Origin of the sequence: Actinosynnema sp. ALI-1.44, assembly GCF_001984155.1 — a bacterium.
Lineage (GTDB): Bacteria > Actinomycetota > Actinomycetes > Mycobacteriales > Pseudonocardiaceae > Kibdelosporangium.
The window spans coordinates 138,758-162,909 of the sequence record NZ_MTQO01000040.1; the positions used below are offsets into that span (position 1 = coordinate 138,758).

The following is a 24,152-nucleotide window of genomic DNA, read 5'->3' on the forward strand; positions in this document are numbered from 1 at the left end:
ACCCATGAAACGCAGGCATTCGCTCGCCGGGATAGCAGCGGTGGCAGTGTTGCTGGCCGCCTGCGGCGCCAACGACAAGCCGTCGGGCGGGCAGGCGGGCGGCGACGTGAAGAAGGGCGGCACGCTGTACCTGCTGTCCGACTCGCCGACCCAGCAGTACGACCCGGCACGCAGCTCCAGCCTGGTGGTGACCGGCCTGCAGTTCGTGCACCGGCGCCTGACGTCGTGGAAGGTCGCGCCGGGGCAGGACACCACGATCGTGCCGGACCTGGCCACCGACACCGGCAAGCCGAGCGACGGCGGCAAGACGTGGACCTTCACCCTCAAGGACAACCAGAAGTACAGCGACGGCTCCACGATCAAGTCCGCGGACATCAAGTGGGGGCTTGAGCGCTCGTACGCCCCGGCGTTCGCGGGTGGTCTGGCCTACCACAAGGACCTGCTGTCACCCGGCCTGACCTACAAGGGCCCGTTCGAAGGCGGCCAGGAGCTCAGCTCGATCGAGACGCCGGACGACAAGACCATCATCTTCAAGCTCGCCCGCCCGTACGGTGACTGGAACTGGGTGGCCAGCACGCCCGCGTTCGCCCCGGTGCCCAAGGGCAAGGGCGCGGAAGCCAACTACGGCGAGCACCCGATCGCGTCGGGCCCGTACCAGATCGACAAGTTCGAGCGCGGCAAGACGGCGGAGTTGAGCCGCAACCAGAACTGGGACGGCAAGTCCGACGAGACACGCCCGGCGTACCCGGACAAGGTGATCTGGCAGTTCAGCCAGCAGACCAACGTGATCTCCAAGCGGCTGACCGACGACACCGGCGACGACAAGAACGCGTTCGGCACGTCGTTCGCCTCACCGGCGCAGCTCGCACAGATCCAGTCCAACCAGTCGGCCAAGTCCCGCCTGGTGACCTCGGAGTCCGGTGCGCTGGCGTACCTCGCGTTGAACACGCAGCGCGGCAAGCTCACGGACGTCAACGTGCGCAAGGCTTTCCAGTACGCGGTGAACAAGGCCGCCTACCAGGTCGCCAGCGCGGGCAACGCGCAGCTGGCCGGTGACGCCGCCACCACGCTGGTCACGCCGGGCATCGCCGGGCGCGAGCAGTTCGACCTGTACCAGACCAAGCCGGAAGGCGACCCGGCCAAGGCCAAGGAGTTGCTCGCGGCGGCGGGCAACCCCAACGGCCTCGACGGCCTGGTCCTGGCGACGCGTGCGGAGAACAACGGGCCGAAGCTGGCCGAGTCCGTCCAGTCGAGCCTCGCCGCGGCGGGCATCAAGGTCAGCATCAAGCCGATGGACGACGAGACCTTCACCGCCGAGGTGCAGAACAAGGAGAACCCGGACTACGACCTGGCGCTGACCTCGTGGCAGCCGGACATCCCGACGGCCAACGCCAACATCCAGCCGCTGTTCCAGTCCACCGAGATCGGCGGCGGTGGCTACAACATCGCCCGGTACAAGAACGCCGAGGTCGACAGCCTGATCACCGCGGCACAGGCCACTGTGGACCAGAAGGAAGCCGCGAAGAAGTGGGCGGAGCTGGACAAGAAGATCCTGGCCGACTCGCCGGTCGTGCCGTTGATCTACACCCGCAACTCCTACCTGCACGGCTCGAAGGTCGGCAACGTCCAGATCGGACGCTTCCCGGCCTACGCCGACTACCGGCAGTTCGGAATCGTTCAGTGACGGACCTGCTCGAACTGGATGGGGTCGAAGTCAGCTTCGGCCCCGTCCAAGCGGTTCGCTCGGTCAGCTACTCCGTCGCGGCGGGCGAAGTCGTCGCCGTGGTGGGGGAGTCCGGCTCGGGCAAGACAGTGACGGCCATGTCGTTGCTCGGCCTGCTGCCGTCGACCGCCAAGGTCTCCGGTCGTGCGTTGCTCGACGGCCGGAACCTGTACGACCTGCCGCCCGCGGACCTGCGCGAGGTCCGCGGCGGCGACGTCGGCATGGTGTTCCAGGAGCCGATGAGCGCGCTGAACCCGGTGTTCACCATCGGGGACCAGCTCGTCGAAGCGATCAGGGCGCACCAGGACGTGTCCGCGGCGGACGCGCGCACGCGCGCGACCGAACTGCTCCGCCTGGTCGGCCTGCCGGAGCCGGAGCGCCGGTTCCGGTCGTACCCGCACGAGCTGTCCGGCGGACAGCTGCAGCGGATCGTGATCGCGATGGCGGTCGCGAACGACCCGAAACTGCTGATCGCCGACGAGCCGACGACGGCACTGGACGTGACGGTCCAGGCGGAGATCCTGGAGCTGTTGCGGGACCTGCGCGGTCGCCTGCGGACCGCGATCCTGCTGATCACCCACGACATGGGTGTCGTGGCGGACCTCGCCGACCGGGTCGTGGTGATGTACGACGGCCAGGTGGTCGAGCAGGGCACGGTGACCGAGATCTTCACCGCGCCCCGGGAGAAGTACACGCGGGAACTGCTCGGTTCGGTGATCTCGCTGGGATCCCGGGCGACGTCCGGTCTCGAACGAGCGCTTGCCTCGGACTTGGTGGTCCGCGAGAACCACCTGGCGGCGGCCGAGCACCCGGCGACGTCGTCGGTCCCGGACGTCCCGGCCGACCAGCCGGTGCTGAGCGTGGAAGACCTGTCGGTGGTCTACGGCGGCCGGTTCCGTGCGATCTCCGTGCGCGCGGCCGATCAGGTCAGCCTGCACATCGAGCCGGGCGAAGTACTCGGCCTGGTGGGCGAATCGGGATCGGGCAAGAGCACCGTGGCAGGCGCGGTCACCGGTTTGATCAAGACGACCAGCGGTCGCGTGCGGATCAACGGCGAGGACATCGCCCGCGTACGCGGGCGTGCCGCGAAGGCGCTGCGCCGCCGGATCGGCGTGGTGTTCCAGGACCCGTTGTCGTCGCTGAACCCGCGCACCCCGGTCGGCGAGAGCGTGGCCGAGCCGATCACACTGCACAAGGTCCTCAGCGGCTCCGATGTGGACAAACGAGTCGCCTCGTTGCTGGAATCCGTCCAACTGTCGGCAGATCTGCGAAACCGCTACCCGCACGAGCTGTCCGGCGGACAGCGGCAAAGGGTGTGCATCGCCAGGGCGCTGGCGCTGAACCCCGACCTGCTCATCGCCGACGAGCCCACGTCCGCCTTGGACGTGTCGGTGCAGGCCAAGGTGCTGGAGCTGTTCCGCCAACTGCAGGAGGAACACGGCTTCGCGTGCCTGTTCATCAGCCACGACCTCGCGGTGATCGAACAACTCGCCGCCCGGGTGGCCGTCATGCACCGCGGGCACGTGGTGGAGCAGGGCCCGACGAACGGCGTCCTGGCCGAGCCGCTGCACCCGTACACGCAACGCCTGCTCGCCGCCGCGCCGGTCGCGGATCCGGAGGAGCAGCGCAGGCGCAGGGAGGCCTGGCGGCTGCTCGCTCCGTCGTGACCTCACCTGGTCGGCGGGGCACCGATCGCGTCGGCGACGCCCACGCTTTGGACCTCGTCGTAGATGCGCTCTCCGGACTTGGCGCCGTCGACGTCCTTGAGCGCGGTCGTCAGCCTGCCGAGCACGGTGCCGTTCGCCGGGTCCAGCAGTAACTCCTCGCGCAGTTGACCGTTGGCGTAGTCGATGCTCACCGAGATCGCGGGCCGCTTGTCGCTCGTCGTCGTGTTCGTGACGGCGAGGTAGGGGTGACGACTCAAGGCTTCGAGAGTGGCGCGCCGCACAGCGGCCGGGTACCGGGCGTCGAGCAGTCCCCTTGCCGACCGGAAGAACTGCAACGGCGGGTCGGCGAGGGTGGCGGATTCGCCTGCCAGCAGCGTGTAGACCGCGAGCGGATCGGTCGGCGGTTTGACGAACCCGGTCGCCGTCCGGATGGTGCCTACCGTCCCCGGTGCGCAGATCTGGCTGTTGACGGGCACGAAGAAGCCGCAGCGGGCGCGGTTCTCACCGTCCGGCTGGATCAGTTTCGACTCGAAGAACGCCGCGTCCGCGCGGGCTTCCGGCTCGGTGCCGGTGATCCACTGCCGCTTTCCCGTTGTCTGGTTGCGCGACAGCCATTCCTGTTCCTGGTTCACGGGGATCCACGTTTCAGTGCGGTACTCGCCGCGGTACACGTACTTGGTGCCGCTGCGGCCCTCGGTGCTCTGCCGGTTCCACCCGTGGGTGGCGACGTAGCGGTACTGTCCGGGCCCCAGCGGCGTGTCGGTCACCCGCGTTGCCAGGTTGTTCAGGCTGTTCTGCGGTTGGTCCGGCATCGCGGGCATCGGGGCGTGCTGGCTGTCGGAGGTGGCGGGCGGCCTCGGCATCACGGAGCCGGGCTGTTGTGCGGGGCCGATGTCGTCACGCGTGGCTGTGCTGACCACCACGACAGCGCCGACGACGACCACGGCCACGGCTGCTGCCACGGCCGCGAATGGTGCGACCCGGCGGGGGGTGGGTTCCGCGGTCTGGTCCGGCGTGGCGATCTCATCCGCTCCGGCGGCGCGCATCAGCTGGGCACGGGCCTTGACCTGGGCGTGCTTGTTGATCGGTACGTCCTGGTACAGCAAGGCCATCGCTTCGTCGATTTCTCGGTCGGACCACATTTCGTGGACGTTCTCCTTGTCAGGCACGGTTGTCCTCCTCTCCAGCGGTGGTGGCGCGCAGCTGTTTGCGCACCCTGTGCAGACGGGACCGCACGGTGCCGACCGGGATGCCCAGCGCCTCGGCGACCTCACCCGTGTTCAACCCGGCCAGGGAGATCAGCAGCAGGACGTCACGGTCGGCAGGCGACAGTTTCGCCAGTGCCGTGGCGAGCCGCCGGGCCGCGCTCTGGGCGTCCACCCGGTCGGCGACCATGCCGTCGTGGGCGGAGCCCGAGATCGCGCGTTCGCTGGCGGCCCGTGCTGTCAGCGCCAACGCCCGCAGTTCCGCGCGTACGTGCTCACGGATCAGGTTCGTGGCGATGCCGTACAGCCACGTCCGGACGGCCGCCCTGGCGGGGTCGTAGCTGCGCCTGCGGCGCAGTGCGATCAGGAAGGTCTCGCTGAGCAGGTCGTCCGCTGTGGCCCCGCCGACACGCCTGGTCAGGTACCGGTGCAGCGCTTCGGCGTACCGGTCGAACAGCCACCCGAAGGTCCCGGCGGCGTCGGGGCCGCCGAGGTCCGGGCGGTCGCGGTCGTGCGGCGGGTCGCCCTCGTCCGGCCGCCCGAATGGGTCAGTCATCGTCCTCACACCCCTGTGATTGGCAGAAGTGGCCGATCGCGTTCACGGCCCCGGTTGGCGAAGACCGGCTTTCGGGGCTGGACTTGACCTTGTGGTGGGCGTAGGACGGCCCTCATGGGCACGAGAAGAACGTTCCTCTCCGCATCGATCGCGGCGGCCGCGTTGACCGGTACCGGTGTTCCAGCGGGTGCCGAGCAGGTTGGCGACCGCGGCCCCGGCAAGCCGGTCCGGCCGCAGCAGCCGGACGCCGAACTCAGGGCGATCCTACGGCAGGTCGACGAACGCCGGATCGAGGCGATCGTCCGCAAACTCGCCTCGTTCGGCACGAGGCACACACTGTCCGCACAGGACGATCCGGCCCGCGGCATCGGCGCCGCCCGCGACTGGATCCTCCAGGAGATGAGCAAGTCGGCCAACGAGAACATGAAGGTCGAACTGCAGTCCTACATCCAGCAGCCGGTGCCGCCGCGTGTCCCGGAACCGGTCCGGATCACCAACGTCGTGGCGACACTGCGCGGATCCACCGCGCCGGAACGGATCTACGTGGTCTCCGGGCACTACGACTCGCGGTGCACGGATCCCAACGACTTCACCAAGGACGCGCCCGGCGCGAACGACGACGCGTCGGGAGTGGCCGTGGCGATGGAGTTGGCGCGGATCATGGCGAGGCGCAGGCCGGAGGCGACGATCGTGTTCGCCGCGGTGGCGGGCGAGGAGCAGGGCCTGCACGGCGCGCGCCACATGGCGACACAGTTCAAGGCCGCCAACGCGGACGTACAAGCCATGTTCACCAACGACATCGTCGGCAGCAGCACGGCCGACGACGGAACCCGCGATCCCAGGACGATCAGGCTCTTCGCCGAGGGCGTGCCGACGGCGGAAACCCCCGCGGAAGCCAACATCCGCAGGTCGGTGGGCGGCGAGAACGACTCGACCGCACGTCAGCTGTCCCGGTTCGTGCGGAGCGTCGCGGTGAACGACGCGACCGGGATGAACGTACGTGTGATCTACCGCAGGGACAGGTACCTGCGCGGCGGCGACCACATCCCGTTCCTGGAGCAGGCCTACCCAGCGGCGCGGTTCACCGAGCCGAACGAGAACTTCGCGCACCAGCACCAGGACGTGCGCGTGGAGAACGGCGTGCAGTTCGGCGACCTGCCGGAGTTCTGCGACTTCTCCTTCATCGCGAGGGTGGCCAAGGTCAACGCGGCGACCCTGTGGTCGCTGGCGACCGCCCCGGGAACACCGAAAGCCGTGCGGGTCAACACAGCCGCGTTGACCAACGAAACGGATCTGCTGTGGCAGCGCGGAACCGAGCCGGACCTCGCGGGCTACGAGGTCGTCTGGCGGGAGACCACGGACAACGACTGGACCCACTACATCGACGTCGGGAACACCACCACGGCGAAGATCGACCTGTCCAAGGACAACGTCTTCTTCGGCGTCCGCGCCTACGACAAGGCAGGACACCGCAGCCCGGTGGCGTTCCCGACCCCGCAGTCCTGAGAGCCGGGATCGGACATATGAAACGCGGCCCAGTGGCCCACCTCGTCACCCCTAGGGCAGCGGTCCGGTGAACACCGGCGTCAGACACTCCGGTACCAGGCGGAAGGGTGCTGGATGGACTCCGTCCGGTCCGCCGGAATGCTGGGGGCCGCAGGGATCTCCGTCAGTCGTTCCCTGATGTCGGTGGCCGCCCGCTGGTTGCCGATCGCTTCGAACGAGCTCAGCGCCAGCGCCCACAGCTCCGCCGCTTCCTCGTGCCGGGCCTGCCCGTGCAGCAGTTCGGCGAGCACCCGCTGTGCCTTCGCCTGCCCGCTGATGTCATGCGAACTCCGGTAGTACGTCAACGCGCGACGCGCACACAGCTCGGCGTCTGCGGTGTTGCCCATGTTCACGTGCACATGGGCGAGGGTCAGGTGGATGGTGCCCATCTGGTTCGAGTCGGAGTTCTCATGGATCCGCAGTGCGCGTTCACAGCAGGCCTTCGCTTCGGTCAACTCACCGCGTTCCAGGTGGATCTCCGCCAGTTCGGTGAACGCACACCCCTTTGTGTGGTCGGCACCGAGTTGCTCGGCGAGCCGCAACGCGGCCCGCGCGTACGTGGTCGCCTCGGTGAGGTTGCCCATCCTGCGATAGGACTGAGCGAGCCGGTACAGCGTGACGGCCTCCTCACCGGTGGACCGCAACTGGCGGAAGGTACGCAGTACGGAGAGTTGGATCTCGACGGCACGGCCCGCGTCACCTTGTTCGAGTGCCAGCCTGCCGACCTTCAGATCGGTGACCGCGATCCCGATCGGGTCGTCGATGTGCTCGAACATCGCCCGTGCCTTGACCAGGCTGTCGCGCGCGGCTTCGAACTCGCGGGCCGCCAGCTGGTGGAAACCCAGATTTCCCCATGCGCAGGCCTCCTCGTAGACGTCGCCTGCCAGCCGGCCGGACTGGATCGACATCCGCAGTCCGGCAATGGCGTCATCCCGGTGCCCGAGCCGTTGGAAGATCTCGCCGACCATGCTGGGCATCTTCATCACGAACTCGTGCAGTCCATTGTCGGACGCGTAGCCCATGACCGCGTTGATGTTCGCTCGTTCTCTCGCCACCCAACGCATCGCGCTGTCCGGGTCGGCGAACTCTACAGGGACGACACCAACCGAGGGTGGCGCGATGGCGACCGGGACCCGGTTCGGGGCGGTGACGCGGTCGGCGTTCTGGCTGCTCGTGAGGTAGAAGTCGAGCAGGCGCCGCACCGCGGCTTGTCTTTCGTCGGAAGCCGCGGCGAGTTCCCTCGCGTACCTGCGGAGCAGGTCGTGCAGCCGGTAGCGGGTGAGCGACTCAGGCTGGCTGAGCATGTGGAAGTCGACCAGAGCCTCCAGCTTGCGCTGAACGTCCTTGCGGTCCTGTGCTGCCAGCGACGCGGCCAGATCGATGCTGACATCGGGCCCGGGGTGGGTGCCGAGCAGGCGGAACAGGCGTTGCTCGGCCGGACTCATGGCGTGGTACGACCAGCCCAGCGCCGCGCGGACACTGCTTTCGGGACCACGGCCGCCCAGGCCGAGCATCGTGTGCTCGTCCCGCAGTTCGTCGGCGAACTCGGCCAGCGCCACGCCGGGTCTGCTTCGTGTCCGCTCGATCACGATCTTGAGGATGAGCGCGTTGCCGCCGCACAACGCCACGAGATCGCTCGCCGCCGCGGCCTCGGCTGACGCACGCTGACCGACCCATTTCGCCAGCCACGCCTTGCCTTCGGTGTACGTCAGCGGCTGGACCGGCACGGTCGACGCGCCGCGACGCACCAGATCCGGCAACCGCGACCGGCTTGTCACCAGCACTGTGCAGTTGCTCAGGCAGTCGAGCAGGTGACGGATCTGGTCGTGGTCGCGGACGTTGTCGAGCACCACGAGCGCGCGTTGTCCGCTGAGCAGGCCGCGCAATCTGGCTTTCCGCGCCGACAGCGGCGACACCGACTCGGCCGTGACACCCAGCGCGGTGAGGAAGTCGTTGACCACATCGGACTCGTGCGCCACCGGACCTTCGCCGAACCCGTTCAGGTCGTGGTAGAGCCTGCCGCACTGGTACCGGCTCGCCGCGAGGTGCGCCCAGTGCACGGCCAGCGCTGTCTTGCCGACACCCGGGTCGCCGGCCAGCACCGCGATGGTCGCGGCCGGTCGGCCGGTGGCGTCCACAGTGATCCTGTCCAGGTGCTGGAGCAGCGTTTCCCGTCCGGTGAAGTCCGTGACGTCATGGGGGAGCAGGTGCGGGACTTCCGCGGCCCGCGGCGGTGGCACGCGTGCGGAAACGGTGACTCGGTGCTCGTGGTGACGGGCGCGCAGTTCGTTCTGGAACCGGGTGAGCTCGTCGGCTTCGTCGAGGCTGCCATCGTCCCTGAGCCGTTTGCGCTGGTCCAGGTAGTAGCTGTGTGCCTCATGGAACCGGTGCGCGCCGTGCTGTGCGGCGAGCCGGTGCTTGACCATGGTCAGGGACTGCCTGAGCTCGACCGGCAGGTCCGCGAGCCTGCGGAGGACCTGCCCGTGTTCGCCGAGTGCGCCCAGGCTCGTGAACAACGCGCTGTGTGCGGGGACGAGGCTTTCGGACACGACCATCTGGCGCCAGTTGGCTGCCCGGTCGCCGTGCAGATCGGGCACCGGCGTGCCCGTCCAGAGGTCGTCGATCGCGGATGCCAGCTCTCGCACGGCACTGGCGTGGTCGCCGTCCCGCGCCGCCGCCCTGGCCGTGTCCACTCGCCTGCCGAACTCGTGGAAGTCGATCTCTTCCCGGTCGACGTCGAGTTGGTAGCTGCCGTCGCGATACCGGATTCGCGGTGGGGCGTCCATCCGCTCGAGCGCGTGCACGATCCGTTTGCGGTAGGTGACAAGGGCTCCTGCCGGATCATCGGGTGCCTTGCCGACAGGCCACATCCAGTCGGTCAGTTCCGCGACCGGGACCGGCCGGCGTGCCCGTAGCAGCAGGACCGAGAGCATCCCCCTCGGCTTGGACTGCGCCCACTCCTGCTCGAAGCGACCTCGAATGCGCAGGGCTGGAGCGCCCAATATCCTGTAATTGATCTCCACCAGCGCTTCCCCTCGCTGGTCGGGCCATCGGACAATTGTTCATTCTGCCCATATTCGTCGGGCCGCCACCAGACGGCCTTCGGATCCGAAATCCCGTCGTTATGTGCCATTCGGATGACCTGATCGATGACGTCTGTTTGTCCCACAGGTGTCCACAGCGTCCACCGATCCTACGTTCTGATCGCGATTCACGGCGCTGGCCTGCGGTTTCCGAGAATTGTCTTGATCGTGTCAGTCGGATGACCCGGGACACCTCGCAGTCTGGGTGCGTACCGGGAGGTTCCCGGTGTACGAGGAGGGCCAAGTGGAATCCGATGTGGTTGTGGTTGGAATGGGGTATACCGGGCTGCCCATGGCAGTCGCGGCCGCACGCCGCGGTTTGCGGGTCGTCGGTGTGGACTCCAGCGCGGCACGGGTGGCCGAGATCGTCGCGGGTGAACCCGGCTGTGGGCGGACGACCGTCGCCGAGGTCGAACTCGCCGCGCTGTTGTCGGGGCCGCTGTGTGTGCGGACAGGCGACATCCCGCACGCGCCGGTGTACGTGCTGTGCGTGCCGAGCAGGGATCTGGCGGTCGCGGTCGACTCGATCTCACCCCTGCTGCGCGCGGGAGATCTCGTGATCGTGCAGTCCACGTGTCCGCCTGGGATGATCGAGGACTTCGTTGTTTCCCGAATATCCGGGAGTGTCGATGGTGAAGTTCACATCGTTCATTCACCGGTTCGTATCAACCCTGGACCTGATCATACTACTTCCGCGCTACGCACTGTTGCCGGTCTTACCCCAGACGCGCTCGGCAAAGGGCTTCGATTTTTGCGGCAATTGGGTGAAGAGGTGATTCCGGTGAGCTCCGTCCGGGTCGCCGAATTGACCAAAGTCTTCGAGAACACGTTCCGGCTCGTCAACATTTCGCTGGTGAATGAGTTGGCCGCGCTGTGCGGCGTGTCCGGTATCGACGTCATGGAAGTGCTGGCGGCCGCCAGGACCAAACCATACGGTTTTCTCGCCCACACCCCCGGACCCGGTGCCGGTGGCGACTGCGTACCGGTCTGCGCGGAGTTCTTCGCCGCCGCTGCTCGTCGTCATGGTGCGCCCGCCAGGACGGTGGAGGCGGCGATCGAGGTGAACGACGCCGTCCCGCGATCGATCCTGCGCAGGATTCCCGTTCGCGGCAGGCGGGTCGTGATCGCGGGCGTGACCTACAAGCCCGGCGTCGCGGACGTGCGGAGGTCCGCGGCAGTCCGCCTGCTCGAGGAGATCAGGACGGAGACCGAAGTGTCCTATCACGACCCGTTCGTGCCCTGGCTCCGGTTGTCCGACGGTACCGAACTGCGCAGCACGCCGCCGTCGCCGGACGTCGCGGACCTCGTCCTGGTGGTCACCAGGCACAGCGGGATGAATGTGGCCGGGTTCGCGGCACCGGTCATCGACTGTTCCAGCGGCGTTCCATCCACTGTGGAGGTTTCGGATGTCTGAGCGATGGGTGCGCGGCCCGATCGGACACGGCTCGGAAGCACGAGTCACCAGAGCAGGCTGCCGGACAGTGCTGGTGATGGTCCCGACTGTCACGGCCGGGGCGCGGCTGGCGGACGTGCTGACGCTGGTCCGCGGCGACCAGCGGATCCAGACCGTGCTCACGGTCCCGGACGACGCGTGGCCCGGTGCGTCGGACTTCGCGGCCGCGTGCGGCGGTCTGGTCATCCCGTGGCACCAGGCAGTCAACCACCGGTTCGATCTCGTGCTCACCGCCAGTCAGATCGGGGTCGACCGGGTCAACGGCCGGATCATGATGCTTCCGCACGGCGCCGGGAACCTGATGTCCCGCAAGTACTTCGCTCTGGCGGGCGGCGCGGCGGCACCGCACACCGGGCTGGCAAGGGAGACACTCACCAGGCAGGGCAGGCTCATCCCGGCCGCGTTGGCGTTGACTCACGACAACGAGGTTCGCGTGCTGCGTCGTACGTGTCCGGAAGCGCTGCCGGTGGCCGTTGTCGCGGGCGACATCTGCTACGACCGCATGATCACGAGTGTGCCGAAGTACACCGAATACAGGCAGGCACTGGGAATCGAAGCGGACCAGAGCCTGATCACCCTCAGTTCGACGTGGTCGCCGGACTCGGTGTTCGGCCAGCAGCCCGATCTGTGCCACCTGCTGCTCCGGGAGGCGTCCGCCGCGGGCGGCCGGGTCGCGCTCGTGCTGCACCCCAACGTGTGGGCCGCGCACGGCCGGTGGCAGATCTCGTCGTGGCTGGCCGACTGCGTGGACGACGGGCTGCTCATCGTCCCGCCGGAGGAAGGCTGGCGGGCCACCATGATCGCCAGCGACTACGTGGTCGGCGACTACGGGTCCACCACGCAATACGCGGCCGCGATCGGCAAACGGGTGGCGCTGGCGACGTTCCCGCGGCACAAGATCCGGTCGGGCAGCATCGCGGACCGGCTCGCGAGCAGCGCCACCCGGCTGGATCTCCGGAGTCCGCTGCTGCCGCAACTCCGGCAGGCCCGCAAGCACACGAGGCGGATCGCGGGGCAGGTGACATCGCGGCCCGGCCAGGCCGCGACGATCCTGCGCCGGATGATCTACCAGTCGATCGGGCTGCCGGAGCCCGACCACCCGGCGAGGCTGTTCGCTGTGCCGTTGCCGAATCTGGTCACGTCATGAGCCGGTCGCCGGGCAGCCCGTTGGCTGACGTCGTTGTCCGTGCCGCGCCCTGCATGTCCGTCGCCGACGACCTCGCGACCGCGATCCTCGCCGAGCTGCCAGGGTGTGTCCTGGTGGTCGTCGACGTGGCCGAGCGAGGCGTTCTGCTCGCGGCCCGGCCTGCTCAGCGTGTGGTCACTTCGCCGGGTGACGTGCTTCGGACCGCGGCCGAGGCTTACGAATCCTTGTTGCGCGGCAAGGGGATGCTGGACAGCCGGACGGACATCTCCGCTGCCTTGGGATCCCGGTTGCCCGAGTAGTGATCGCGTGCAAGTGTCCAATGGCGACGCGCGCTCTCCACGTCGCCCTGCCGGAGTGCGGCGTCGCCGAGCACCACGAGCGCTTCCGCCTCGTACTGGTCCGAACCCAGTTCACGAGCGATTCGCAGGGCTTCGGCCAGCGACGACGCCGCGTCCGGCACCCGGTCGAGGTCGAGATAGAGGCTGCCGAGGATCGTCAGCACGCGAGCGTGCTCCGCTCGGTCGATCTCGGCGAACGTGCTGGCGACGTCGAGCAGCGTCGTGAGTGCCTCGTCGTGACGGCCGAGCTTGACGAGTGTCTCGCCGATCCTGCGACGGCACAGGGCAACAGCTCGCTCGGTGCCGATCTTCAACCGGAGTTGCTCCGCCTGCTTGAAGTGCCGGAGCGCCGCATCGAGGTCGCCCTGGCTCAGAAAGACCCCGGCGACCTCGAACAGCAACGCCGCTTCGGTGAACTCGTCCTGCGCCTGTTTCGCGAGCCTGAGTGCGATCGCACCTTCGTCGAGGGCTTCGTCGTACCGATGGAGTTGGGCCAGTGCGAGCACCAGCTGGGTGCGCAGCCGGGCTTCCGCGACGGTGTTGCCTGTCCGTTGCGCTGCCGGGATGCCGAGCTTGTGCATCTCAAGCCAGTCGTCGTAGTGCCTGGCGTGCAGGAAGAATCCCCACAGCGCTTCACAGAACTCCCACGTGGCCTCGTCCCAGCCGTGTTGTGCGGCGGCGCGAACCGCGTCGAGCAGGTTGTGGCGCTCCACGGCCAGCCACCGCAACGCGTCGCTGTGTGACGGAAAGGGATGTTCGAGGGGAACCTGAAACCGGGAGCCGACTCTTCGCCGTGTGGGACGCAGGGCGAGGTCCGCGGCGGCTGATCTGTCGAGATACCAGTCGGCCATCCGTCGGACCGCCGCCTCCCGATCGGCCCGCGGATCCACCCATCTCGCCTGTTGACGAGCGTGCAGCCGGAGGAGGTCGTGGTAACGGAACCTCCGGTCGGAGATTTCCGCGATGAGGTGGCAGTCGACCAGTTCACTCAGTGACTCCTCGACCTCGTCGGGCTCCTCACCGGTGGCCGCGGCGGCCGCGTCGAGACTGAACTGCCTTCCGGGGTGCAGCGAGCACATCCGGTACGTCCTTGCGGGCGAACTGGCCAGTTCACCGTAGCTGACGTCGAAGACCGCCTCGACCGACGACTCGTCGACGGTGAGGGTCGCGAGCCGGTCATCGCTGCGAAGGGTGCCGACCTCCCGGGACACCGGGCGGTGCGGGCGAGCCGACAGCCGCGCACCGACGAGGGAGAGCGCGAGCGGCATACCGCCGCAGAGCCGGGCGATCTCCTCGGCCTGACTCTGCTCACGTGCGAGCCGCCCGGCGCCGACGATGTTGTCCATGAGCTGGACGGAGTCCGCGACGGACAGCGGGCCGAGTTCGAGAAACCGGGCGCTGTCGAGGCTCAGCCCCGCCAGCCGCCGCCTGCTCGTCACGACGACCACGGTGTTGCCGTAGGCGGGCAGCAGCGGCCGGACCTGAGCGGCGGAAACAGCGTCGTCCAACAGAACGATCATGGCCCGGTCGGCCGTCATGGACCGGTAGAGCGCCTGCCGCTGAGGCAGATCGGGAGGCATGTCCACGGCACGTGTGCCGAGTGCCAACAGGAAGAATTCGAGAACGTGGTCGGGAGCCGCCGGACCGCTCGACGAAAACGTGCCGAGGTCGGCGTGCAGCATTCCGTTGGGAAATCTCTTCCTCACGCGGTGCAGCCACTCCAGTGCGAGGGTCGTCTTACCGACGCCGCCGGCGCCGCTGATGACCGCGACCACAAGTCCGGAGCTTTCAGCCAACCATTGATCCAGCCGAGCCAGTTCGCTGTCACGGCTGGTGAAGGACTGTGGCGGCGGCGGCAGCTGCGACGGCACGGGATGGTCGCGAGAACCTTTGTTGATCGTGATGTCACGGACGGAACCCGCCTGTACCACCGAACTGCCTTCCACGATTCCGGAAAGTCGGATCTGATCAGGTTTCTCGCTTCCCGCCATGGGCGTACCTCCCCGCTGGTTGGCCCATCTACCTCTCTTTGCAGTGTCTTCCAAACCGGAAGTCCGCGCGATCTATCCGGTGAGAATCACTCCGTTGCGTGCACCATCCGGCGGTCGTCGGCGCGGCAAATGGACCAGGAAAAAGCATCAGTGCTGGTTGTGGCATGCGTGCGAAGTCGGGCTGGTGCGGCGGGGTTAGTGGATCTTCACTCGATGTCGACATCGATCTACTGCCCGTGTCGTGTTTGTCAGCCGTTCGCATGAAGGCGGCACGAAGTCTGAGCACCGCTGACACTTTTGGTCGACCGATCAGCCACCCGAAGTCAACCGGTGAAAATGAGGCATCTACCCTGTGAACCCAGTTTCAAGATCGATGATGTTGTGATTCTCGAAGGAGCTCGACGGATGCCGAGGAACAAGAAGTCGGTCGCGGCTGTTGCCGCATTCGGGTTTGTGGTGTTCACGGGCCTGGCTTCCGGAGCGCCTGAGTCCGTGGACCAACCTCGTGACATCCGGAGTGTCAGCGCGGAAGACGCCTGTGGCCAGGGGCGTCTCTCGACCGAGTCCCGGCACCACATCAGGTGTGGTGGATCAGATGTCGTGCTGGCGTCCCGGCATCACATCAGGGGAGGGGGCACCGCGCCGGTCGCGGTGTGAACGCGGCACACGTCCCAGCCCCCGTCCGGCAGTGCCGAACGGGGGCCGTGAACTCCGGAAGTCAGTTGCCTACTTCGGTGATCCGCACGACGGCCGTCCCGGCCTCGTCGGACGCGGCCAGGTCGACCTCGCCGCTGATCGCCCAGTCGTGGTCACCGGCGGGGTCGTCGATGATCTGGCGGACCAGCCAGCTGTCCGGCTTCTGTTCCACGACGAAAAGATGCGGTCCGCGGGCCTCAGGACCGGCGGGGAGCTCGTCGTGCTCCTCGAAGTACGGCGTGAGGGCTTCCTGCCAGGCTTCGTAGTCCCAGCCGTCGGCGGCGTCGAGAAGGCCGAGTTCGTAGTAGTCGCGGCGTGAGGCCAGTTCGACCCGGCGGAAGAAGGCGTTGCGCACCAGGACGCGGAAAGCCCTCGCGTTCTTCGTCACGCCCGGCGGGGTGTCGTCCTGCTGCTGGATTTCCTCGTCGTCCGGGTTGGCCAGCTTCTCCCACTCGTCGATCAGGCTGGAGTCGACCTGGCGCACCAGTTCGCCCAGCCACTCGACCAGGTCCTGCAGTTCGTCGGTCTTGGCCTCGTCCGGCACGGTCTGCTTGACGGCCTTGTAGGCGTCCGCCAAGTAGCGCAGCACCAGGCCTTCCGAGCGGGCCAGCTGGTAGAAGCCCACGTAGTCCGCGAAGTTCATCGCGCGCTCGTACATGTCGCGTGCGACGGCCTTGGGTTCGAGGTGGTAGTCCGCGACCCACGGGTGGCCGCTGCGGTACATCTCGTACGCCGCGTTCAGCAGTTCGGCGAGCGGCTCGGGGTGTTTGACCTCTTCGAGCAACGCCATGCGCTCGTCGTACTCGATGCCCTCGGCCTTCATCTTGTTCACGGCCTCGCCGCGCGCCTTGTGCTGCTGCGCGGACAGGATCTGCCGTGGGCTTTCCAATGTGGACTCGATGACCGACAGCACGTCGAGCGGGTAGCTCGGGGACTCCTTGTCCAGCAGGTCGATCGCTGCCAAAGCCAGCGGCGACAGCGGCTGGTTCAACGCGAAGTCGAACTGGAGGTCGACCGTGAGCCGCACTGTGCGGCCGGTTTCGTCCGGCTCGTCGAGCTTCTCGACCACTCCGGCGGCCAGCAGGGCGCGGTAGATGGCGATCGAGCGCCTGATCAGCCTGCGCTGGGACGGGCGGTCCTCGTGGTTGTCCTCAAGCAGGTGCCGCATGGCTTTGAACGCGTCGCCGGGGCGGCCGATCACGTTCAGCAGCATGGTGTGGCTGACGGCGAAACTCGAGGTCAGCGGCTCGGGCTCGGCCGCGATCAGCCGCTCGAACGTCTGCTTGCTCCACGAGACGAAGCCCTCGGGGGGCTTCTTGCGCACGACCTTGCGGCGCTTCTTCGGGTCGTCCCCGGCCTTGGCGAGCAAACGCTCGTTCTCGACGTCGTGCTCCGGCGCCTGGACGACGACGTTGCCGACGGTGTCGTACCCGGCGCGCCCGGCCCGCCCGGCTATCTGGTGGAACTCGCGGGCCTTCAGGTGCCGTGTTCTCGTGCCGTCGTATTTGGACAGACCGGTGAACAGGACGGTCCGGATGGGCACGTTGATGCCGACGCCGAGCGTGTCCGTCCCGCAGATGATCTTGAGCAGCCCGGCCTGCGCGAGCCGCTCGACCAGACGGCGGTACTTGGGCAGCATGCCCGCGTGGTGCACGCCGATGCCGTGCCTGACCAGGCGCGACAGGGTCTTGCCGAACCCGGACGTGAACCGGAAGCGCCCGATCAGGCGGGCGATCTCGTCCTTCTCCTGCCGGGTGGAGACGTTGATGCTCATCAACGCGCTGGCCCGTTCGATCGCGGACGCCTGCGTGAAGTGGACGACGTAGACCGGGGCCTGGTTGGTCTGCAGCAACTCCTCGATCGTCTCGTGCATCGGCGTCAGCGCGTAGCTGTAGAACAACGGGACGGGCCGTTGCGCGGAGCTGACCGTGGTGGTCTGCCGCCCGGTGCGGCGCGTGAGGTCCTTCTCGAACCGCGTGACGTCACCGAGCGTGGCGGACATCAGGACGAACTGGGCCTTCGGCAGTTCGAGGAGCGGAACCTGCCACGCCCAGCCGCGCTCGGGCTCGGAGTAGAAGTGGAACTCGTCCATCACGACCTGGCCGACGTCCGCGTCGGCGCCGTCCCGCAACGCGATGTTGGCGAGGATCTCGGCCGTGCAGCAGATGATCGGCGCGCCAGCGTTGACGCTGGAGTCGCCGGTCATCATGCCGACGTTCTCGGCGCCGAAGACCTCGCAGAGGTCGAAGAACTTCTCCGACACCAGCGCCTTGATCGGCGCGGTGTAGAAGCTGCGGCGGCGCTCGGCGAGAGCGGCGAAATGCGCACCCACCGCGACCAGGCTCTTGCCGGAGCCGGTCGGTGTCGCCAGGATCACGTTGGACCCGGAGACGACCTCGATGAGGGCTTCCTCCTGTGCGGGGTACAGGCTCAGCCCACGGTCGGTCGCCCAGGTGGAGAACGCGTCGAAGAGGGCGTCCGGGTCCGGGCTGGCGGGAACGAGTTCGGTGAGTGTCATGACCCCACAAACTTATCCCACCAGCCCGTACGGCCATGGTCAGCTCTGCTGGAAGAGGCTGAACGCCGTGCCCTGGTCGTCGACGCAGTGCGCGTACCGGCCGAAGCCGGGGATGGGTGTCGCGTCACCGGGCTTGCCGCCGAGCTCGCCGACCTTGGCGAGGGAGGCGTCGAGGTCGTCGACGCTGAAGTAGACGCGGCTGTTGGGCGTGACGGAGTCCTTGGACGCGATGGCACCGGCGGCGCCGTTGGTGACCAGGTGGTAGTCCACACCCTCCTGGAACGGCGCGGTCTGCCAGCCGAGGACGCCCCCGAAGAAGGCGGTGGCCTTCGCGGTGTCGTCGACGGCGAGCTCGAACCAGTTGACTTCGCCAGACATGGATCTTCCCTTCGAGTCGGAACCAACTGACTCGGAGGACGACCAGGTCAGCCCCAACTCGACACCGGGCAGGAGATTTTCGAAGACGCTTACAAGATCTTTCCTGTCTCACGTCCTGGCATGTTCTTCAGCCGTTCGGGCGATGAGGTCGAGTGACTCGGTCGGACTGAGCGCGAGCTCCATGAGCACCTTGTTCGCATCAAGGTAGGGGGCGACCAGTTCGGGTGCATCGAGAAAATGGGATGCCGTCTTGTGTTCAAGGTAGACGATGGGCGCCGCCCTGGCGAACTCCATGGTTACGAAAGAGCCGTCTATGCCGGGGTGGGCGCCATGGGCGAGGGGGATGACTCGCACGTCAGTAGTGGGTCGCTGGGTTGCTTCGATCAAGCTTCTCAGCTGGTTCGCCATCACCGACGGACCGCCAACGGGCCGCTGTAGGACAGTCTCGTCGAGGATCGCGACAAGATGTGGCTTGGGCTGGTTGAGGAGCTTCTGCCGCTCGATCCGGATGGCGACTCGCTTCTCCTTCTCGGCGGGCGAGATGCCGCAGCCGCTCATGATCGCTCTGGTGTACTCCGGAATCTGGAGCAGGCCCGGGACTCGCAGCGATTCGAAGTGAGTCACCAGGTTCGCTTCCGACTCGAAAGCGTTCAGCGCGGAACCACCATGGTCCGGCCGTGTGAAGAGAGGATTTCCCACCAATGCGGCTGGCCCAGTTGCCGAGCCAGGTTCAGCATGTGGTTTCGTTCGGCGCCTTCGACACCGTAGATCACCAGCAGAGTGGCCATGTCCTCGGGCGCGACGACTCGGTGTCCGAGTTCCATCCTGTTGAGTGAGGCGCGCGAGAGACCCGCCAGCTTCGCGGCATCTCGAACATTCAGTCCTGCCTTGTCGCGCATGTGTTTGAGCTCAGCCGCGAGTAGGCGGAGCTGGGCCGAACCAGCTTTCATGACGCCTATTCGACCCCGCGGGGCAGCGGATCCGCATCGCCCGATCGTGGTTGTTGTCTCGGCTTTTGGGACACGATCTCCTTCTGTCACGGTACTTCCATGACTTCTTTGGACGAGATCGTCTACACACTCCGGAACGACGCCGTCGAGAATCCGCCGAGCCGGTTCGCGATCTGCTCGGTCGAGGACGACGGCGAAGGTTTCCTGCTCGGGTGGGGGCTCGCTACCGCCGACCGTGTCGATGTGCGCTCGGTAGTGGACAACATGACCGGGCAACTCGGGTCGCTCAAAGTGATCGGTCTCCTCTTCGGCGAGCCGCACGAGGTCGTGTGGATCGACCCACGTCCCGAGGGGCTTGACGGACCCGGCTGACCGGTGATTTCATCTTCCCCAGCGTCGCAGTGCACCCGGCAAGGAGACCGTCGAGGGCGCGGAGGCGTGGTACTACAGGGAAGAACTTGGAATCGAAGAGCCGTATCTCGGCTTTTGGCACTCAACTCGTCGAAATTCACGACTGGCTGCGTGAGCAGCTTGCCCAGTTGCGCGCCGACGTGGACGCTGGGGTCGCGCAGCCGCGCAAACTCCAGGCGCACTGCCTGACGTTCTGCGCGGCGCTCACCAAACACCACACCGGGGAAGACGTTGGGGTGTTTCCTGCTCTGGCGCAACGGTTTCCCGAGCTCAAGCCGGTTGTCGACGAGCTCGCTCGCGACCACGAGATCATCACCGTGATGCTCAAACGCCTTGAGGACGTCGATTTCACCGATCGCCCGAACGCGCTGCGGGAGATCAACGGCGTCGAGGCCATCATGGAGTCGCATTTCACCTTCGAGGAACGCAAGATCGTCGACGCGCTCAACTCGATGGAGTTCCCAGCTCGGTGAGCCGGGAACGCAGGAAGCGGCGATCCGAGTCCTCTGTGGCCAGTGACAGCGCCACGCGGTAGGACTCCGCCGCTTCCTCGGCGAGTCCCAAGCGGCGCAACAGGTCCGCGCGAGCCGAGTGCATCAGGTGGAACTTCTCCAAGCCGGTGATCGAGTCCAGCATCTCGAGGCCTCTCGCGGGGCCGTCGGCCATCGCGACCGCCACCGCGAGGTTCAGCCTGACCACCGGGGTCGGCTGCTGCGTCACCAGTTCCGTGTACAGGGCGGCTATCTGCAGCCAGTCCGTGTCCTGCGGGCGCGCGGCCTGGGAGTGCACGGCGGCGATCGCGGCTTGGAGCTGGTACGGGCCTGGCTCGCGGCGGCTCAGCGCGCGGTCCAGGATTCCGATGCCTTCCGCGATCTGGGAGGTGTCCCACAGCGACCTGTCCTGGTCCTCCAACAGGACAAGATCACCCGATCGTGTACGCCTTGCGTTCCGGCGGGAGTCCTGGAGCAGCATCAACGCCAGCAGGCCGTGCGCCTCCGGCTCTGACGGCATCAGGGTCGCGATCAGCTTGCCCAGCCGGATCGCCTCGTCGGCCAGTGTGTGGTCCGCCGCCGTGTACCCCTGCGTGTAGACCAGGTACACCACTGCCAGCACGGCCGAAAGTCGTTGAGGCAGTTGGTGGTCCGCCGGTACGGCGAACGCGATCCCGGCGTCCCTGATCTTGCGCTTCGCCCGCACCAGGCGTTGCGCCATCGTGGTCTCCGGCACCAGGAACTCGCGGCCGATCTGGGCCGCGGTCAGCCCGGCGACGGCCTGCAACGTCAACGCCACCCGTGCTTCCAGCGACAACGCCGGGTGGCAGCACGTGAAGATCAACGAGAGCCGCTCGTCACCGACGTTGAGCAGCCGTTCCTCGCTGTGCTCCAACACGGCGACCGGAGGCTCCTGCGGCGCGCGGCGCGCTCGTCTGATCCGGTCGATCGCGCGGTTGCGTGCCACCGTCAGCAGCCACGCCATCGGGTCGTCCGGCACCGTCGTCCAGCTGCGCAACGCCTGTGCGAGCGCGTCCTGCAACGAGTCCTCGGCGAGTTCCATGTCGCCGAGGACCCGCATCAGCGCCGCGAGCATGCGTGTCCGCTGTTCCCGGAACACCCGCTCGATGGCGTCCATCTACCGCAGGATGCCTTCCAGCACCGGCCGGATCTCCACCGAACCCACCTTGGCCATCGGGCACAAGGCCGCCAGCTCGATGGCTTCGTCCAGGTCCTTGCAGTCCAGCATGAAGTACCCACCGAGGTGCTCGTGTGTCTCGACGAACGGTCCGTCGGTGATCAGCGTGTCGTCGTCACGCACGCGCACCGTCGTCGCCGTGTCCGGCAGGTGCAGCGGATCCGCGGCGACGAACACACCGCGGTCCTTCAGGTGCTCGGCGTAGGCGTTGACGACATCGCGGTAGTTGTCCGGCATCTGCTCGCGGTGGCAGTCGTAGATCAACAGCATGTAGCGCATCACGATCCTCCTTCGTCAGGAGAATGACGATCCGATCGGCCCGGACTCGACACACCCGGGCCGATCGATGACGTCATGCTTTGGCGATCGTCGGCAGCCAGTCCACAACCGAGCCTTCGGCGTCCTCGCCGTAGAGCGCCTCGTGCTCGAGGTCGTCGAACGCCGTCTCGTCGAACGCCGCGAAGGCGCGCTTGAGCGTGTCCTCGTCCAACAGGCCCGACGAGGCCAGCTCGGTCCGCGCACGGCCCTTGAGCACGTGCAGCGCCAGCGCCTCGGCGGTGTTCGTCGGGGACCGCCACTCGTCCTCGGTCAGCCGCTCGCCCACGATCACCGTCGCGATCAGGAACCGCTTGGCGAACCAGGCCGAGTACTGGTCGGCGAACGCCGTCGGCAGCTCGTCGATCACCAGCAGCTCGTCGTGCTGGTCGGCGGTGGTGTCGTCCTCGTCGAGCGCGTTGACGTCGTCGAACAGCTCGTCGATCACCACGACGACGGCCTCGGCCAGCGCGCCCGCCACCAGCTGGGCCTGCTCCGCGCTGACGCCGTCCTCGGTGCCGAACGAGTCCGTGCCGAGCGCGGTCACCAGCTCGGAGGCGTTCGCGAGCAGGTCGCGGCGCTCGTCCAGCTCCTCGCCGGACAGCTCGATCAGCTCGACCGCGTCCTCTTCGAGCTCGTCGTCGGCTTCGGCGGGCTCGTCCTCCAGCGCCGTCTCCAGGTCCTCGTCACTGACGGTGACCTCGCACGTCCCGACCGACCAGTTGGCCAGCAGCTCGGTGCGCTCGAGCAGCTCGGTCAGCACCGCACGTGCCGCCTCCTCGGCGAATGCCAGCGCGGGAGCCTCGACCAGCCACTTGATCGACGCGCCACCCGGGTGGGCGGACACCTCGTGATCGAGCGGTTCGATCTCGACACCGTCGGGTCCTTCGATGCCGGCCAGCAGGTCGAGCTGCTCGTCGAGCAGCGACACGACGCCGTGGCGGTGCAGTGCGTCCAGTTCCGAGGTGCCTGCCGGCGGGGCGACCTCGGCCTTGAGCTGGTATTCCATGGCTCGGAGTTTGCCACCTCAACCGGCGTCGGCTGCACGCAGCCGCCCCGGCAGGTAGCGGGCTCCCGGGCCCCGGTCGCCGAGCTCGTCGTCCGGGTTGGAGAACGCGCACGTCCGCATGGACAGACACCCGCAGCCGATGCACGAATCGAGCTTGTCGCGCAGCGACTCCAACGCCTCGATCTGTTCGTTGATCCGCTCGCGCCAGCCGCGGGAGAGCTTGGCCCAGTCCGCCTTGGTCGGTGTGCGGCCCTGGGGCAGCGTGGCGAGCGCGGCGGAGATCTCCTCCAGCGTCAGGCCGACGTTGCGGGCCGCGCGGATGAACGCGAGCCGTCGCAGCACGCCGCGTTCGTACCGGCGTTGGGAACCGGCTGTCCTCGTCGACGTGATCAGGCCGAGGCTGTCGTAGTAACGCAGCGCCGACGGCGCGAAGCCACTGCGCCGCGCCACCTCACCGACCCCCAGCAGGTCCCTGGTGTGCATACCCCGCCCTTGACCTTCAAGCGTACTTTAAGTCTCAGAATGTCAGGCGCGTGGATTGGAACGCAAGGTGAACGACGAGGAACGCTACGAGCAGGGCATGCGGGTCCGGCGTGAAGTGCTGGGCGACGAGCACGTCGACCGCGCGATCGCGCGGACGGATGACGTGACGCGCGACTTCCAGGACTACATCACCCGCAACGCGTGGGGCGACATCTGGAGCAGGCCGGGGTTGGACCGCCGGTCCCGCAGCCTGATCACCCTCGCGCTGCTCGCGGCGCTGCAACACGAGGGCGAACTGGCCATGCACGTCCGCGCGGCGCTGCGAAACGGCGTGACCAAGGAGGAGATCTCCGAGGTCCTGCTGCAGGTCGGCCTGTACGCGGGTGTCCCGACGGCCAACCGCGCGCTGGCGGTCGCTCAGGAAGTCCTCGCCACCTGACGCTCCGGCACCAGGGTCCCGGCCAGCCAGATCAGCGATCCGCCTGCGATGACGTGAACCGCGCTGGTCACCGGGGTGTCCGGCAGCCGCGCGGCGACGGCGAGCAACGGGAACGCCACCGTGTAGGCCACGACCGGGACCTTCGGGTACACGCCGCCGCGCAGCATCGTGACTCCGAAAAGGATGGTCCCGATCGCGAACACCACCGCGCTGCCGAGGAAAGCGAACCTGGTCGCGGCCGGGAGTACGGGATTGTCGAGGTGGAAGAGGACCATGTTGAGGGTGAACGCGGCACCGCCGAACAGCCCGAGCCCGACCAGGTTGAGCGTGTACGCCAGTTCGCCGAACGCGCCGAACGCGCCGGACGCCGCTCGCTGGCGCAGGTGCAGCCCGACGAGCAACGGAAGCGCGAGCGCCGGGGAGACGCCGACGACGAAACTGGTCGCGGCGGTCTCCCCGGTGAACGCCTCGACGGAGCCGGGCAGGACGACGCACAGCCCGGCAGCCAGTCCGAACCATCTGGAAAGCATGAGAACTCCTTGACAGATAAGGGATC

General features: G+C 67.4%; 22 protein-coding genes. 9 read left to right on the top strand and 13 right to left on the bottom strand.

Annotated features, from left to right (window positions below; translation table 11 throughout):
- Nucleotides 1-4: 4 nt before the first annotated feature.
- The gene (locus ALI144C_RS14670) at nt 5-1,684 is read left to right on the top strand and encodes an ABC transporter substrate-binding protein (protein WP_076987643.1); all 1,680 of its coding nucleotides are present in this window, start codon (nt 5-7) and stop codon (nt 1,682-1,684) included.
- Nucleotides 1,681-3,390, top strand: coding sequence for a dipeptide ABC transporter ATP-binding protein (locus ALI144C_RS14675; protein WP_076987644.1), 1,710 nt, complete (start codon nt 1,681-1,683; stop codon nt 3,388-3,390). Before ALI144C_RS14670 ends, ALI144C_RS14675 begins: the two co-directional genes overlap by 4 nt.
- Before the next feature lie 2 nt (nt 3,391-3,392).
- Here ALI144C_RS14675 and ALI144C_RS14680 read toward each other — a convergent pair whose 3' ends face one another.
- Together ALI144C_RS14680 and ALI144C_RS14685 are read right to left on the bottom strand one after the other, a co-directional pair.
- Nucleotides 3,393-4,559, bottom strand: coding sequence for a hypothetical protein (locus ALI144C_RS14680; protein WP_076987645.1), 1,167 nt, complete (start codon nt 4,557-4,559; stop codon nt 3,393-3,395).
- Complete coding sequence (locus ALI144C_RS14685; protein WP_076987646.1) at nt 4,552-5,151, bottom strand: RNA polymerase sigma factor; 600 nt, start codon at nt 5,149-5,151, stop codon at nt 4,552-4,554. The genes ALI144C_RS14680 and ALI144C_RS14685 overlap by 8 nt, the downstream gene beginning before the upstream one ends.
- Nucleotides 5,152-5,265: 114 nt before the next feature.
- Between ALI144C_RS14685 and ALI144C_RS14690 the strand changes: the two genes are divergently transcribed.
- Nucleotides 5,266-6,657: a M20/M25/M40 family metallo-hydrolase gene (locus ALI144C_RS14690; RefSeq protein WP_076987647.1), complete on the top strand. Its 1,392-nt coding sequence runs from the start codon at nt 5,266-5,268 to the stop codon at nt 6,655-6,657.
- 80 nt (nt 6,658-6,737) lie between these two features.
- Here the strand turns inward: ALI144C_RS14690 and ALI144C_RS14695 are convergent, their stop codons facing one another.
- Nucleotides 6,738-9,719, bottom strand: a complete 2,982-nt coding sequence (locus tag ALI144C_RS14695) for an ATP-binding protein (protein ID WP_143230644.1) — start codon at nt 9,717-9,719, stop codon at nt 6,738-6,740.
- Between the two features lie 304 nt (nt 9,720-10,023).
- On the opposite strand from ALI144C_RS14695, the gene ALI144C_RS14700 reads away from it, so the two are divergent.
- Genes ALI144C_RS14700 through ALI144C_RS54350 form a run of 3 tightly spaced genes read left to right on the top strand, consistent with a single transcriptional unit; the run spans nt 10,024 to nt 12,678 of the window.
- Nucleotides 10,024-11,193 carry a nucleotide sugar dehydrogenase gene (locus ALI144C_RS14700; RefSeq protein WP_143230645.1) on the top strand — a complete coding sequence of 390 codons (1,170 nt, stop codon included), beginning with the start codon at nt 10,024-10,026 and terminating at the stop codon, nt 11,191-11,193.
- A complete protein-coding gene (locus ALI144C_RS14705; protein ID WP_076987650.1) occupies nt 11,186-12,379 on the top strand; it encodes a hypothetical protein in 1,194 nt (397 codons plus the stop codon). The genes ALI144C_RS14700 and ALI144C_RS14705 overlap by 8 nt, the downstream gene beginning before the upstream one ends.
- Nucleotides 12,376-12,678, top strand: coding sequence for a hypothetical protein (locus tag ALI144C_RS54350; protein WP_143230646.1), 303 nt, complete (start codon nt 12,376-12,378; stop codon nt 12,676-12,678). The genes ALI144C_RS14705 and ALI144C_RS54350 overlap by 4 nt, the downstream gene beginning before the upstream one ends.
- Here ALI144C_RS54350 and ALI144C_RS14710 read toward each other — a convergent pair.
- The 5 genes from ALI144C_RS14710 to ALI144C_RS53155 all read right to left on the bottom strand — a co-directional run bounded on the left by ALI144C_RS14710 (nt 12,594) and on the right by ALI144C_RS53155 (nt 19,250).
- Nucleotides 12,594-14,588: a tetratricopeptide repeat protein gene (locus ALI144C_RS14710; RefSeq protein WP_168211251.1), complete on the bottom strand. Its 1,995-nt coding sequence runs from the start codon at nt 14,586-14,588 to the stop codon at nt 12,594-12,596. The two genes, ALI144C_RS54350 and ALI144C_RS14710, sit on opposite strands and share 85 nt — an antisense overlap.
- A gap of 838 nt (nt 14,589-15,426) precedes the next feature.
- Nucleotides 15,427-17,922 (bottom strand): DEAD/DEAH box helicase, encoded by a 2,496-nt coding sequence (locus ALI144C_RS14715; RefSeq protein WP_076987652.1) that lies wholly within the window; start codon nt 17,920-17,922, stop codon nt 15,427-15,429.
- Nucleotides 17,923-17,961: 39 nt separating this feature from the next.
- Nucleotides 17,962-18,300, bottom strand: a complete 339-nt coding sequence (locus tag ALI144C_RS14720) for a VOC family protein (protein WP_076987653.1) — start codon at nt 18,298-18,300, stop codon at nt 17,962-17,964.
- Nucleotides 18,301-18,408: 108 nt separating this feature from the next.
- Complete coding sequence (locus ALI144C_RS53150; protein WP_083753029.1) at nt 18,409-18,924, bottom strand: DUF5753 domain-containing protein; 516 nt, start codon at nt 18,922-18,924, stop codon at nt 18,409-18,411.
- 26 nt (nt 18,925-18,950) lie between these two features.
- Nucleotides 18,951-19,250, bottom strand: coding sequence for a helix-turn-helix domain-containing protein (locus ALI144C_RS53155; protein WP_083753030.1), 300 nt, complete (start codon nt 19,248-19,250; stop codon nt 18,951-18,953).
- Between the two features lie 99 nt (nt 19,251-19,349).
- Between ALI144C_RS53155 and ALI144C_RS14730 the strand changes: the two genes are divergently transcribed.
- Together ALI144C_RS14730 and ALI144C_RS14735 are read left to right on the top strand one after the other, a co-directional pair.
- Entirely contained in the window at nt 19,350-19,622 is a 273-nt protein-coding gene (locus ALI144C_RS14730) for a hypothetical protein (RefSeq protein WP_143230647.1), read from the top strand.
- Between the two features lie 86 nt (nt 19,623-19,708).
- Nucleotides 19,709-20,134: a hemerythrin domain-containing protein gene (locus tag ALI144C_RS14735; protein ID WP_076987655.1), complete on the top strand. Its 426-nt coding sequence runs from the start codon at nt 19,709-19,711 to the stop codon at nt 20,132-20,134.
- On the opposite strand, the gene ALI144C_RS14740 is transcribed toward ALI144C_RS14735, so the two are convergent.
- The 4 genes from ALI144C_RS14740 to soxR all read right to left on the bottom strand — a co-directional run bounded on the left by ALI144C_RS14740 (nt 20,106) and on the right by soxR (nt 23,157).
- On the bottom strand, nt 20,106-21,290 hold the full coding sequence (locus ALI144C_RS14740) for an RNA polymerase sigma factor (protein WP_076987656.1): 1,185 nt from the start codon (nt 21,288-21,290) through the stop codon (nt 20,106-20,108). The two genes, ALI144C_RS14735 and ALI144C_RS14740, sit on opposite strands and share 29 nt — an antisense overlap.
- Nucleotides 21,291-21,629, bottom strand: coding sequence for a YciI family protein (locus ALI144C_RS14745; RefSeq protein ID WP_076987657.1), 339 nt, complete (start codon nt 21,627-21,629; stop codon nt 21,291-21,293).
- Nucleotides 21,630-21,702: 73 nt separating this feature from the next.
- A complete protein-coding gene (locus ALI144C_RS14750) occupies nt 21,703-22,674 on the bottom strand; it encodes a hypothetical protein (RefSeq protein ID WP_076987658.1) in 972 nt (323 codons plus the stop codon).
- Nucleotides 22,675-22,692: 18 nt separating this feature from the next.
- Nucleotides 22,693-23,157 (bottom strand): redox-sensitive transcriptional activator SoxR, encoded by a 465-nt coding sequence (soxR, locus tag ALI144C_RS14755; protein ID WP_076987659.1) that lies wholly within the window; start codon nt 23,155-23,157, stop codon nt 22,693-22,695.
- 97 nt (nt 23,158-23,254) lie between these two features.
- Here soxR and pcaC point away from each other — a divergent pair, with 97 nt between their 5' ends.
- Nucleotides 23,255-23,596 carry a 4-carboxymuconolactone decarboxylase gene (gene pcaC, locus ALI144C_RS14760; RefSeq protein ID WP_202818951.1) on the top strand — a complete coding sequence of 114 codons (342 nt, stop codon included), beginning with the start codon at nt 23,255-23,257 and terminating at the stop codon, nt 23,594-23,596.
- Here pcaC and ALI144C_RS14765 read toward each other — a convergent pair.
- Nucleotides 23,575-24,126: a hypothetical protein gene (locus tag ALI144C_RS14765; RefSeq protein WP_076987660.1), complete on the bottom strand. Its 552-nt coding sequence runs from the start codon at nt 24,124-24,126 to the stop codon at nt 23,575-23,577. The genes pcaC and ALI144C_RS14765 overlap by 22 nt on opposite strands.
- Between the last annotated feature and the right edge of the window lie 26 nt (nt 24,127-24,152).

What these genes read in the sequence shown, in the direction of transcription:
- ALI144C_RS14670 (WP_076987643.1), top strand. Translation starts at nt 5, where the DNA reads ATGAAACGCAGGCATTCGCTCGCCGGGATAGCAGCGGTGGCAGTGTTG.
- ALI144C_RS14685 (WP_076987646.1), bottom strand. Translation starts at nt 5,151, where the DNA reads ATGACTGACCCATTCGGGCGGCCGGACGAGGGCGACCCGCCGCACGAC.
- ALI144C_RS14690 (WP_076987647.1), top strand. Translation starts at nt 5,266, where the DNA reads ATGGGCACGAGAAGAACGTTCCTCTCCGCATCGATCGCGGCGGCCGCG.
- ALI144C_RS14705 (WP_076987650.1), top strand. Translation starts at nt 11,186, where the DNA reads ATGTCTGAGCGATGGGTGCGCGGCCCGATCGGACACGGCTCGGAAGCA.
- ALI144C_RS54350 (WP_143230646.1), top strand. Translation starts at nt 12,376, where the DNA reads ATGAGCCGGTCGCCGGGCAGCCCGTTGGCTGACGTCGTTGTCCGTGCC.
- ALI144C_RS14715 (WP_076987652.1), bottom strand. Translation starts at nt 17,922, where the DNA reads ATGACACTCACCGAACTCGTTCCCGCCAGCCCGGACCCGGACGCCCTC.
- ALI144C_RS14720 (WP_076987653.1), bottom strand. Translation starts at nt 18,300, where the DNA reads ATGTCTGGCGAAGTCAACTGGTTCGAGCTCGCCGTCGACGACACCGCG.
- ALI144C_RS53155 (WP_083753030.1), bottom strand. Translation starts at nt 19,250, where the DNA reads ATGAAAGCTGGTTCGGCCCAGCTCCGCCTACTCGCGGCTGAGCTCAAA.
- ALI144C_RS14730 (WP_143230647.1), top strand. Translation starts at nt 19,350, where the DNA reads ATGACTTCTTTGGACGAGATCGTCTACACACTCCGGAACGACGCCGTC.
- ALI144C_RS14740 (WP_076987656.1), bottom strand. Translation starts at nt 21,290, where the DNA reads ATGGACGCCATCGAGCGGGTGTTCCGGGAACAGCGGACACGCATGCTC.
- ALI144C_RS14745 (WP_076987657.1), bottom strand. Translation starts at nt 21,629, where the DNA reads ATGCGCTACATGCTGTTGATCTACGACTGCCACCGCGAGCAGATGCCG.
- ALI144C_RS14750 (WP_076987658.1), bottom strand. Translation starts at nt 22,674, where the DNA reads ATGGAATACCAGCTCAAGGCCGAGGTCGCCCCGCCGGCAGGCACCTCG.
- soxR (WP_076987659.1), bottom strand. Translation starts at nt 23,157, where the DNA reads ATGCACACCAGGGACCTGCTGGGGGTCGGTGAGGTGGCGCGGCGCAGT.
- pcaC (WP_202818951.1), top strand. Translation starts at nt 23,255, where the DNA reads ATGCGGGTCCGGCGTGAAGTGCTGGGCGACGAGCACGTCGACCGCGCG.
- ALI144C_RS14765 (WP_076987660.1), bottom strand. Translation starts at nt 24,126, where the DNA reads ATGCTTTCCAGATGGTTCGGACTGGCTGCCGGGCTGTGCGTCGTCCTG.